Annotated in this window: 9 protein-coding genes; 5 read left to right on the top strand and 4 right to left on the bottom strand. The window is 73.8% G+C overall.

Going from position 1 to position 11,232, the window contains the following annotated elements; genetic code table 11:
• Positions 1-116: 116 nt before the first annotated feature.
• Positions 117-1,202, bottom strand: coding sequence for a LolA family protein (locus ACN28C_RS26875; protein ID WP_422770298.1), 1,086 nt, complete (start codon positions 1,200-1,202; stop codon positions 117-119).
• A 116-nt stretch (positions 1,203-1,318) separates the two neighbouring features.
• Here ACN28C_RS26875 and ACN28C_RS26870 point away from each other — a divergent pair, with 116 nt between their 5' ends.
• Both ACN28C_RS26870 and ACN28C_RS26865 read left to right on the top strand, forming a co-directional pair.
• Positions 1,319-1,975: a response regulator transcription factor gene (locus ACN28C_RS26870; RefSeq protein WP_422770297.1), complete on the top strand. Its 657-nt coding sequence runs from the start codon at positions 1,319-1,321 to the stop codon at positions 1,973-1,975.
• Entirely contained in the window at positions 1,972-3,711 is a 1,740-nt protein-coding gene (locus tag ACN28C_RS26865) for an ATP-binding protein (protein WP_422770296.1), read from the top strand. Before ACN28C_RS26870 ends, ACN28C_RS26865 begins: the two co-directional genes overlap by 4 nt.
• On the opposite strand, the gene ACN28C_RS26860 is transcribed toward ACN28C_RS26865, so the two are convergent.
• A complete protein-coding gene (locus ACN28C_RS26860; RefSeq protein ID WP_422770295.1) occupies positions 3,636-5,525 on the bottom strand; it encodes a tetratricopeptide repeat protein in 1,890 nt (629 codons plus the stop codon). The two genes, ACN28C_RS26865 and ACN28C_RS26860, sit on opposite strands and share 76 nt — an antisense overlap.
• 98 nt (positions 5,526-5,623) lie before the next feature.
• Here ACN28C_RS26860 and ACN28C_RS26855 point away from each other — a divergent pair, with 98 nt between their 5' ends.
• Both ACN28C_RS26855 and ACN28C_RS26850 read left to right on the top strand, forming a co-directional pair.
• Positions 5,624-6,145 (top strand): VOC family protein, encoded by a 522-nt coding sequence (locus ACN28C_RS26855; protein WP_422770294.1) that lies wholly within the window; start codon positions 5,624-5,626, stop codon positions 6,143-6,145.
• 105 nt (positions 6,146-6,250) lie between these two features.
• A complete protein-coding gene (locus ACN28C_RS26850; protein ID WP_422770293.1) occupies positions 6,251-7,237 on the top strand; it encodes a hypothetical protein in 987 nt (328 codons plus the stop codon).
• Between the two features lie 86 nt (positions 7,238-7,323).
• Here the strand turns inward: ACN28C_RS26850 and ACN28C_RS26845 are convergent, their stop codons facing one another.
• Positions 7,324-7,503 (bottom strand): DUF4236 domain-containing protein, encoded by a 180-nt coding sequence (locus ACN28C_RS26845; protein WP_421492114.1) that lies wholly within the window; start codon positions 7,501-7,503, stop codon positions 7,324-7,326.
• Positions 7,504-7,689: 186 nt separating this feature from the next.
• Positions 7,690-8,682 (bottom strand): AraC family transcriptional regulator, encoded by a 993-nt coding sequence (locus ACN28C_RS26840; protein ID WP_422770292.1) that lies wholly within the window; start codon positions 8,680-8,682, stop codon positions 7,690-7,692.
• A 212-nt stretch (positions 8,683-8,894) separates the two neighbouring features.
• On the opposite strand from ACN28C_RS26840, the gene ACN28C_RS26835 reads away from it, so the two are divergent.
• Positions 8,895-11,063, top strand: a complete 2,169-nt coding sequence (locus tag ACN28C_RS26835) for a glycoside hydrolase family 44 protein (protein WP_422770291.1) — start codon at positions 8,895-8,897, stop codon at positions 11,061-11,063.
• Positions 11,064-11,232 lie beyond the last annotated feature (169 nt).

Genomic DNA, 11,232 nt, shown 5'->3' with positions numbered 1-11,232 from the left:
CGGCGACCCGCTCGGGCGAAATCGTCCGGGCGACACGGTCGCGTCCGGCCGGGCGTGCCGGCCGGACGCGACGCTCACCGTGCCACCCTGTCAGCCGGGGATCCGGCCGTCGCCGTTCATCTGGTGCTCTGTGCGACCTCGTAGAGGCGTTCCGGCGTCACCGGGCCGACCAGTAGCCGGCCGTCGTCGGTGAGCAGGGCGGTGAAGAGACTCCCGCTGAGGATCCGGCCCGCGCCCCACGCGCCGCTCACCTCGGGCAGCCCGCCCAGCAGACCGCGTGCCAGATCGGCGTTGGTGTCACCGGTCTCCGGCCCGGCATCGGCGGCGAGCTGCGGGACCTTCGCCACCAGCACGCTCGTCCATCCGCTGCCGAGCACCGTCGGCCGTTCCAGCTCCGCCGGCGGCGCCGGCCGGCCCGCCGAGTGGGAGCCCTCGGTCACCACCGTGCCGGGCGGCGGATTGAAGACGAACTGGGCCGGGTCGGGACGTGTGAAGTCGACCTGGGTGAACGCCACCTCGAAGGCCGGCTTGCTGGTGCCCCGGGGCACCACCTGGAAGCGCAGCGGCACGTGCTCGGCGGCATCGATCGCGATGGTGATCTGGCCCACCAGCGACGCGGACTCGCGCGGTTCGAGCACCAGCTCGTACGCGTCCCGGCCGGCGACCGTGGCGGAGCGCCCGACGCTGACCCGGGTACTCGGAGCGACCGCCGCCAGGGCCTGCTCGGCGGCCTCCTGGGGAGTCGTCGGGAGCTGACCGGCCGGACGGGACGAGCCGTCCAGCGTGCTGTGCTCGGCCTGCTTCGCCTGGCTGTCCCAGACCCAGACGTCTTTGCCGTTGCGGATGACGTCGGTCTCACCGAGGGTGCCGAGCAGGGCGACCCGGGTCTGGTCCGGGCCGGCGTGCCAGACCCGCAGCGTGTGCGTGCCCGAGACCAGCGAGGTGAGTTCGGCGTTGCCCTGGCCGCCGAGCCCCGGCAGGCTCGGTAGCCCGAGATCGGCCCGCTTGATCACGGTGCCGGAGAGGCCGTCCAGGTGGGCGGTCTGCAGGTCGACGAGGAGTTGGGCGGCGCTGCGCTCGGGCAGGTTCGGCGTGGCGGCCGAGGCGAATGTGCCGATCGCGGCACCCCCGCCGAGAACCGCCAGGGCGGCCCCGGTCGGGACCAGCCACCGCAGCGTGGGCCGGGTCTGGAAGACAGACATGTTCGTACCTCCTGGCGTCCATCCTGCGCCCCACCCACTGTGAAGCCCCTGAGAAGTGCTGTGGGCTCACTCAGCCGGGTGTGGTTGCGGGCGGTGGGGGATGGCACGCTTGTCCGGTGCGGTTGCTGGTGGTGGAGGACGAGGCGCGGCTGGCCACGGCCCTGCAGCGCGGCCTGCGGGCCGAGGGGTTCGTCGTCGACGTGGCCGGCACCGGCCCGGAAGGGCTCGACCTGGCCCGGCACGGCGGATACGACGCGATGATCCTGGACGTGATGCTGCCCGGGCTCTCCGGCTACCGCGTGGTACGCCAGTTGCGGGCCGAACGGCACTGGCTGCCCGTCCTGATGCTCTCCGCCAAGGACGGCGAGTACGACCAGGCCGACGGTCTGGACTGCGGTGCCGACGACTACCTGACCAAACCCTTCTCGTACGTGGTGCTGCTGGCCCGGTTGCGTGCCCTGCTCCGCCGGGGGGCACCGCGCCGGCCGGCGGTGCTGGTCGCCGGCGACCTGAGCCTCGATCCGGCCCGCCGCCGGGTGACCCGGGACGGGGCGGAGATCGAGTTGACCGCGCGGGAGTACGCCCTGCTGGAGTACCTGCTGCGCCGGGCCGGTGAGGTGGTCTCCAAGACGGAGCTGCTGGACCACGTCTGGGACGCGGCCCTGCAGACCGCGCCGAATGCCGTCGAGGTCTACGTCGGCTACCTGCGCCGCAAGATCGGTCGGGATCGGCTGGAGACGGTCCGGGGAGCCGGCTACCGGCTGGTGACATGAACCGCGCGGGGCGGCGACCCCGGCGGCGCGGCTGGCCGTTCGGCTGGTTCGGGCGGCGCGGCTGGTTCGGGCGGCGCGGCTGGCGGCGACCGTGGCTGACGCTGAGCCTGCGCGCCCGGCTCACCATCATCAGCGCGGCGGGTCTCGCGGTCGGGCTCGCCGTCGGCGGGCTGGTGCTGATCGGCGCGCTCGGATACGCGTTGCAGCGCACCGTGGACACCGAGGCGCTGAAGACCGCCGAGGCGGTGGCCCGGCTGGCCGGCCAGAACGCGCTGCCGGATCCGCTGCCGGTGGCCGGCGGCCAGGTACGGGTCCAGGTGCTCGACGGCCAGGACCGGATCCGCGCCGCCTCGATCGACGCCGACCGGTTGGTCCCGATGCTCTACCCGGACGAGCTGCGACAGTTCCGCGCGGGGGAGCGGGATCGGTTCTACCTGCCCGGACGCAGACTCGGCCTGGACGGCCCGATCCGGGTCGTCGCGGTGCCCGCCGGACCGGCCGCCGACCCGCAGACGGTACTGGTGGCCAAGTCCACCGCCGACGTGCGGCGCAGCGTGACCGTGGTCCGCACCATCCTGCTGATCAGCTTCCCGCTGCTGCTGCTCGCGCTGGCCGCGGTCGCCTGGCGGGTGATCGGCGCCGCCCTGCGACCGGTGGAGACGCTCCGGGCCGGTGCCGAGGAGATCACCGGCGGAGCCCGGCCGGGGAGATTGCCGGTGCCCGCCTCGCACGACGAGATCCACCGGTTGGCGGTGACCCTCAACGGAATGCTGGCCCGGCTGGAGTCGGCCCGGACCCGGCAGCGCGCGTTCGTCGCCGACGCCGCGCACGAGCTGCGCAGCCCGCTGGCCAACCTGCGGACCCAGCTCGAGGTCGCGCAGCGGCTCGGTCCGGCGACCGACTGGCCGGCGGTCGCCGAGGACCTGCTGGCGGACACGTCCCGGCTCGGTCGGCTCGTCGACGACCTGCTGCTGCTCGCCCGCCTGGACGAGGCGGGCGCCCGGCCGCCCCGGGCGGCCGAACCGGTCGAGCTGGGAGAGTTGCTGGTCGAGATTGCCGAGCGGTTTCCGTCACCGCTGCTGCGGCTGGTGCCGCCCGGACAGCCGCTCTGGGTCCGGGCCGAACCGGACGCGCTGGCCCGGATCCTGGGCAACCTGCTCGACAACGCGCTTCGGCACACCAACAGCCACGTGGTGTTGGCGTCCGCACACACCGGCGACGCGGTGCTGCCGTCCGCGCACGGCGGCAGGGACGTGCTGCCGGCCGCGCACGGCGGCAGGGACGTGCTGCCGGCCGCGCACGGCGGCAGGGACGTGCTGCCGGCCGCGCACGGCGGCAGGGACGTGCTGCCGGTGACAGCACCGGGCGGGTCGACCGACGGAACGCCGTACACCGGCGGGGCGCGGCACACCGGCGGCGCGTACCACCTGGTGACCGTGACCGACGACGGGCCGGGCATCCCGGCAGCGGAGCGGGACCGGGTCTTTGACCGGTTCACCCGGCTCGACGACGCGCGGACCCGGGACGCGGGCGGCGCCGGCCTGGGCCTGGCCATCGTCCGGGAACTGGTACGCCGCCAGGGCGGCACGGTGACGCTCGGCGACGCCGGCCCGGGTCTGCGGGTCGAGGTGCGCCTGCCGGTCGCCGGGCATCCGCCGGTTCAGCGCGCGGCGGGCGACCCGCCGGGCCGGTCGGTGCAGACCGGCTCGGCCTCGCCGACCACGTCCGGCGAGTAGACGACCGAGACGGAGAAACAGAAGTCGCCCCGCTCGTCCAGCCCGTAGACGACGTATCCGGTGGAGCCCGCCGGCAGCTCCTGGAACGGCCGAAGCTGCTGGCCGGCGCGCCCGCCCGCCAGCACCACCGGCCCGGGCGCGCCGGTCGGATAGCTCCAGCCCAGCGTCACACTGCTCCGGTTGTCGTCCAGGGTCACCGAGCCGGGTGGGGTGCCGGGGGAGGCGGGCGGCGGGGTGGCCGGAGCGGCGGCCGGGGCACTGGTCGCCGGCCCGGGGGCTGGCGGCGCCGGCTCGTCGTCACCGCTCAGGCCGAAGCCCAGCGCCACCACGGCCGTGCCGAGCAGGACCAACACCACCAGCCCGGCGACGACGAACAGCGGGTTCCAGCGGGCAGCCGGCCCCGGACGGTGGATCCGTACCGGCAACCGGGACGACCGGGGCTCGGGCAGGTTCCGGGCCTGCGCCGATCCGCCGGCGCCCGCGGCGAGAGCGACGGTCCCGGTCCCGGCTCCGGCTCCGGCTGGTTCCTGGTGCACCCGCTCGGCGAGTGGGGCGGATCCGGGCCGGCTCTCCGGCCGCCACCGGTGCGGGGAGTCCAGGGCGGCGCCTAGCGCTCCGGCTTCCGCGGCGTCCTCCCCGTCCGGGCTCCGCCGGGCCACGTCCGGCGGCCACCAGCCGTGCTCCGGGTCGTCGTCGGGACCGTCGTCGGTTCGGGCGCCGGGCGGGCCGGAGGCGGATTCCAACCTCCACCGATCCGTCGCCGTCCGGGGCGGCGCGACCGCCGGACCGGCCGGGGCCGGGCTGGCCCACCGGGGCGGCGGCTCGACCAGGGGCGCGGGAGGCAGTCGGGGCGGCGGCACCTGCGGAGCCTCCGTACCACCCCCGGTCGACCGGGGCGGTGGCGGTGGGCGGCGCAACGGCGGCGGCTCGTCGCGCGGTGGCAACTCGATGTCGGGCGGATGTTCCGTACGGTACGGGGAGCCGCCCGGCGAACCGTCGGCATACCGCTCGTGGAGCTGTGGCTCGTGGAACTGTGGTGGCTGCGGCTCGGGCCCACGGGGCTGCGGCTCGGGCTGGTGGGGCGGCGGCTCGTCGTACGGCGTCTCCGGTCCGGCGTCGGTGCAGACGTGGTCGGGGTCGGCCGCGGCCCGGGCGAGCGTACCGACCTGGGCCGCCAGTGGATGATGGGCCGGCAGATGTTCCCGGCACAGCTCCACGGCCAGGGCCAGGTGCTCGTGCGCCCGGGTGAAGAGTCCACAGTCACGCTCCATCGCACCGAGCCGGGCGAGCATCCGGATCCCGCCGGGATGCCCGTCGCCGTAGACCTCCCGGTGCAACTCCCAGGCGTCCTCGAGACGGTTGCGGGCCAGCGTGCATTCGCCCTGCGCGTACTCGACGGTGGCCAGGTCGGCGTGTGCGGCGAGGACCCGCAGCGATTCCGGGCCGTCCGTAGCGGTGAGTTCGATGATCACGTCTCGGTAGAGCCGGGCGGCCCGGGCATGGCTACCGACCCGGTGCAGTACGGCGGCGAGGGTGGCGGCGCTGGCCACCGTACGCGCGTCGGCCGGGCCGTACAGTCGGGTGCTCGCCGAGTACGCGAACGCCGCCCAGCCCCGGGCGGCGTGCGGGTCGCCGAGCGAGACGAGCACCCGGGCCTGGAGGCCGACCGCCTCGGTCAGTTCCTCCGAGGCGTGCCCGGGGCTCGGGTCGGCACCGTCCAGCGGTGGACCCAGCAGATTCCGGGCCCCGGTCAGGTCACCGGCGGCCACGAGCGCGTTCGCCTGCCGGATGAGTTCAGCGAAGCCGGAAGCCACGCCCCATCGTGCGTGCCCGGCGACGTTGAGTACAAGAGGGAGGTGGCGGCAGTTTGGTCATGATGTCGGGCGTCCGGGGTCGCGGTTACCGTGGAGGGATGGCGATCCACCGGCTCAACCACGCCGTACTCTTCGTCCGCGATCTCGTCCGCAGCGTCGCGTTCTACCGGGATGTCCTCGGCTTCCGCCGGGTCGAGATGACACCGGAGGGGTTCGACGGCGCCGTCTTCCTCCAGGCACCCGGCTCCACCAACGACCATGACCTCGGGCTCTTCGAGGTCGGTGCCGCCGCCGGGCCCTCCGGCGCCGGGCGGACCACCGTCGGCCTCTACCACCTCGCCTGGGAGGTGGACACTCTCGACGAGCTTTCGGTCGTCGCCGACCGGCTCGCCGGGGCGGGCGCGCTGGCGGGCAGCTCCGATCACGGCAGCACCAAGAGCCTCTACGGCCGGGACCCGGACGGACTGGAGTTCGAGGTGGTCTGGCTGGTCCCGGCAGACCATCTCGACGAGCAGACCCTGGCGGCGCGCCGGCGGATCTCCCGGTTGGATCTCGACCGAGAGAAGCGGCGGTACGGCGGGCAGACCCGTGGCGGGGTCGGCGTCTCCGTTCCGTCCTGAGCCGTACCATCGACGCCGTCCGACCGGCCGGAGCGGTTGACCGGGCCGGCCGAGCGTGTGGTCGCCGAGGTGACAGGGGCCGGCCGGGCAGGATACAACCGTTGCATGTCCGGGGATCCGATCGGCGTCGTGAAGCGGGAACTGCTGGTACGTCAGCTCGACTCCTGGGCGCCGGCCGCGCTGCACCGTTCCCGCCGGGCCACCTTCGTCCAGGCGTACGCCGGAGACGACCGCGGTGCGGTGGACGCCGCGCTGCGGGTCTTCACGGACTTCGCCGACCTGCTGCGCGGGCGCCGGATGACCGCGCTGAGCATCGGCCGGCTCGACGACGGAAATCTTCCGGCCCGGCACGCGACCGTCGAGTCGGAGTCACCCGCCGGGCTGACCGCACACCTGATGCCGGGCGGCGTCGATCGGCTGCCGGTGGCGCTCAAGGCGGCCGCCGCGGCCGGCGCACCGATCTTCGCCTACCTGGACGGCGCGGGCGGTGCCGCGCCGGGCGGTGCGGGCAATGTGGGGTCGGAGGGCTCGGAGGGTGGGGCGCCGGGTCGTGACGTCCTCGCGGCGGTGGCCGCTGGTCGCCCCGGCGAGCTGCTGCTGGCGCTCGACCCGCCGGCCTGGTCCGGAGCGGACCTCCGGGGCCGGCTGACCGAGGCCGGACTGCCGCTGGTCACCGAGGTCGAACTGGTCGCCGACGCTTCGGCCCGGTCCGAGGTGCTGGCCCGGTCCGAGGTGCTGGTATTCGCCACCGCCGCCGGAAAGCGGCTGGACGCCTTCAAGAACGCGCTCTGGGCGGTGGACGAGTACGCCGGGGTGCGCTACCGCGACCCCGGCGACCCGGAGGGACACCTGCTGGACATCTCACTGAGTCCGCACCCGGGGCCGCTGCGGCGGGAGATCCTGGGCCGGCTGGCGACCGTCGGCGCTGCCTCCGTCACCGAGCTACGGCAGTTCACCGCCGAACGGACGGTCTATCGACCCGCGGACACCAACCGGGTGCTCACCGCGCTGCTCGCCACCGGACTGGTGAGCCGTGATCCGGCGGCGGGTCGGCTCGGCGGCGACGTCACCATCACCGCCAAGCCGTCCTGACGAGGCGTCACGGGGACGCCGCCCCGAGGGTGCGCAGAGGGACACCGACCGCGTCAGCCGGCATCCCCGTCCGCACCACCGTTGCCTCACCGACGGGACTTGTCCTGCTTCCAGGAAAGCGGGCCGGGCAGGTCGACCCGGTGGGCACGGGCCCGCGAGTTCCACGACCAGCGGCCGATCTTGATGCTCCAGGAGGAGAATCCGTTCTCGGTGAAGTTGAGGATCAACGGGCCGAACTTCTTACGCTTACGGAAAATCAGACCCACGGCCCCGCTCCCTTCGAGACAAGTGCTTGCTTCCGGGGGTGGCGACGAGATTCCCCGTACGCACGTTCGGCAAACGCCTTCCGCACACGCCGACGCTCCGCACTGGACCGTCTGGCGTGGTGGGTGCATGCTCTGCCGAGCGGACGCCGGAAGTGTGGCTGCCGGAAGCGGAGGCCGGTGTGACCGTCAGGTGCCCGGTGGGGTGGTCGGCGCCGTCCCGGGCCGATCGGCCCGGGACGGTCGGTGCCGGTCGGTGAGGCCGGCCCGGAAGGCGCCCGGGCTGTGCCCGACCTCCCGGTGGAAGAACCGGCCGAAATTCGTCGGCTCCGGAAAGCCGAGCCGCCGGCCGACGTCGGCCACCGAGAGGTCGGTCGCGGCGAGCAGCCGCCGGGCTTCCAACGCCACCCGGTCGTCGATGAGCTGTTTGGCGCTGCGCCCGGTCGCGGCGAGGCAGGCTCGGGTCAGGGTGCGTACCGAGCACTCCAGCCGGTCGGCGTAGTCCTCGACCCGCCGGGTCTGCCCGTACGAGCGTTCGACCTCGTGCCGCAGCCGCCAGAAGGTCCCGGTCGAGTCGACGCCGTCCAGGCAGGCGGCCGGCGACGTCCCGTTGGGTGGGGCGGGCCGGGACGCTGCCGGGTGGGCTGGCTGTGGGGTCGGGCCGGGACCGAGCGGATCGCGGGGCAGCAGGGCGAGCCGGAGCAGCAGGACGGCGAGCTGGTGCCGGAGCAGGTCGCCGGCGAGGGTGCCGCTGTGGTGGCGCTGGCAGTCCACCACGAGCTGGCTGACCTCGCTGATCACCGCGTCCTCGTCCTCGCCGGCGAGCTGCCAGTATCCGGCTGCGTACGGGGGCGTGGGCGGCGTGAGCCCGAGCTCGCCCATGGTCTTCGGCGTCCAGGAGACCATGATCGCGTCGAGCCCGCCCTGCCCGCTGTGCCGGACGACCTGACCGGGCTGGACCCAGAGCAGCGAACCCGGCCGGCACGGATATGTGCGGAAGTCGACCTCCTGCGTACCATGTCCGACGGTGACCAGGATGAGCAGATGTCGATCGACCAGCGACGGCTCGCGGTGGGCCGGATCGAGCACGTGGTCGCGCAGGGTGGAGGTGCGGATGCCGGCCCAGTCGGGCCGGGACCGCACCTCACCCGGGTCGTGGGAAAGCTGACCGAATCGGACCATCACCTGCGACGTTAGCGGTCAGCGGCCGGCTCTGCACCCCTGGGCAGCAGAGATTGACTCATGTCGTTGACCATGTGACCGGTCGGTCGATAGCCTGACCCCGGTCCGGGCCACGACCACCGCGTGCGGCAGGAACGACGGGTCCACGCGGGCACGATCTTGCCGCGTCCGCCCCAGGGCAGGACAAGCCGATGAAGGTCCGGAGATTTCGCATGCGTCGCAGAAGAAGCCTGCCGTCCATCGCCGCCAACGCACTGCTTGTCGTCGCCGCCGGGGGAGTGGTCCTCGTCGCTCCCTCCCCGGCACTGGCCGCACCGGGGCCGGCCCTCGAGGTGGACCTGGTCGCCGACCGGCATCCGATCAGCCCGCACATCTACGGGATGAACTTCACCGACGAGGCCCTGGCGGAGGAGCTGGCCCTGCCGGTACGCCGCTGGGGCGGCAACGCGACCACCCGCTACCACTACCGCTACGACACCACCAACCGTGCCTCGGACTGGTTCTTCGAGAACATCGCGGAGGCCAACGACAACCCCGAGGCGCTGCCGGACGGATCGTCCACCGACCGCTTCGTCGAGCAGGACCGGCGTACCGGCACCGACACCGTGCTCACGGTGCCGTTGATCGGGTGGGCGCCGAAGGCGCGGGACGGCTCCTGCGGCTTCTCGGTCGCCAAGTACGGCCCGCAGGAGCGTACCGACGAGTGGCGACCCGACTGCGGCAACGGGATCCGGCCCGACGGCACCCTCGTGACCGGCAACGACCCGCACGACACCAGCGTCGAGGTCGGCCCCGAGTACGTCCGGGAGTGGCTGCGCCACCTCACCGGTAGGTACGGCATGGCGGCCGAGGGCGGGGTGCGGTTCTACAACCTGGACAACGAGCCGGACATCTGGCACTCCACCCACCGGGACGTGCACCCGGCCGGGGCGAGTGCGGTGGAACTACGCGACCGGGCGTACGCGATCGGCGCGGCGATCAAGGAGGTCGACCCCACGGCGGCGACGCTCGGCCCGGTCGGCTGGGGTTGGACCTCGTGGGACTACTCCGGACTGGACCAGGAGGTCTGCGGGCGTACCGGATGCTGGGCGGACCCGCCGGACCGGCCGGCCCGGGACGGCCTGCCCCTCACCACCTGGTACCTGCAGCAGATGCGCGACTACGAGGCGGAGCACGGGCAGCGGGTGCTCGACTACTTCGACATGCACTTCTATCCGCAGGCCTCCGGGGTGGCGTTCGGCAACGGCGACGACCCGGCCACCAACGCGCTGCGGCTGCGCTCGACCCGGGCGCTCTGGGACCCGACCTACACCGACGAGAGCTGGATCAACACGCAGGTGCGGCTGGTGCCCCGGATGAGGGAGCTGGTGGCCGCAAACTATCCGGGGACGAATACGGCGATCACCGAGTACAACTGGGGGGCGCTGGACCACGTCAACGGCGCGCTGGCCCAGGCGGACATCCTCGGGATCTTCGGTCGGGAAGGGCTTGACCTGGCCACTCTCTGGGCGCCGCCGGCCGCGACCGAGCCCGGCGCGTACGCCTTCCGGATGTACCGCAACTACGACGGCGCCGGCGGCCGGTTCGGCGACGTCGGAGTCCGGGCGACCTCCGCCGACCAGGAGAAGCTTTCGGTGTACGCCGCCGAGCGCCGCGCCGACGGCGCGCTCACCGTGATGGTGGTGAACAAGAGCGGCGTCGAGCAGAGCACGTCGCTGGCCCTGCGCGGCCGGTCCGCACCGACGGCGCAGGTCCACCGGTACGGCGCCGGCAATCTCGGCGCGATCGTGCGCGAGGCCGACCAGCCGATTTCGGTGCCGCCGCCGGTGGCCGGCGCGCCGGACGGGATCCTCTCGCACACCTACCCCGCCGACTCGGTGACCCTCTTCGTGATCGGCGCGCCGACCACCCCGCCGCTGGCGGTGCTGCACCGCAACCTGGACCGGTGGCCGGTCGACCAGCAGATCCGCCCGGCGCTCGTGCTGGACAACCCCGGCCGGGCGCCGGTCGACCTGTCCCGGGTGACGATCCGGTACTGGTTCACCCGGGACGGTGGTCGCGGTGCCGTGCGGGCGGCGTGCGTGCGGGCCGAGATCGGCTGTGCCGGCGTCAGCCGGCGGGTGGTGACGTTGCCGGGGCCCCGGCGCGGGGCGGACGGCTATCTGGAGGTCGGCTTCGCCCGGGACGCCGGGATGCTGCCGGCGGCGGGGCAGACCGGCCCGATCGAGTTGCGGCTCACCAAGGCGGACCGGTCCCGGTTCCTCGAAGCCGACGACCACAGTTGGCGACCGGCCGGCCCGGGCTACGAGGCGAACGGCAGGATCACCGTCTACCTGGACGGCTCCCTGATCGCCGGTACCGAACCCCGCCGCACAACGTGACGGCCCGCCCGTGACCGCCCATTCCCGGCCCGACGCGGCCAGCGGAGTTGTCCGATCGGGTCGCCCGGGATTAGGTTACCGGGCAGTACGCGAGTGGGGTCGGTCGGCGCGTGCGGCGACGGCGATCGGTGCGGAAGGTACGCCGGCGACGCCGCCGCCAGAGCAGCGG

The sequence above is a fragment of the Plantactinospora sp. WMMC1484 genome (genome assembly GCF_049315195.1).
In the GTDB taxonomy this organism is placed as follows: domain Bacteria; phylum Actinomycetota; class Actinomycetes; order Mycobacteriales; family Micromonosporaceae; genus Plantactinospora.
Note: the sequence above shows the minus strand (reverse complement) of the source record. Positions and strands in the feature narration are given on the sequence as shown.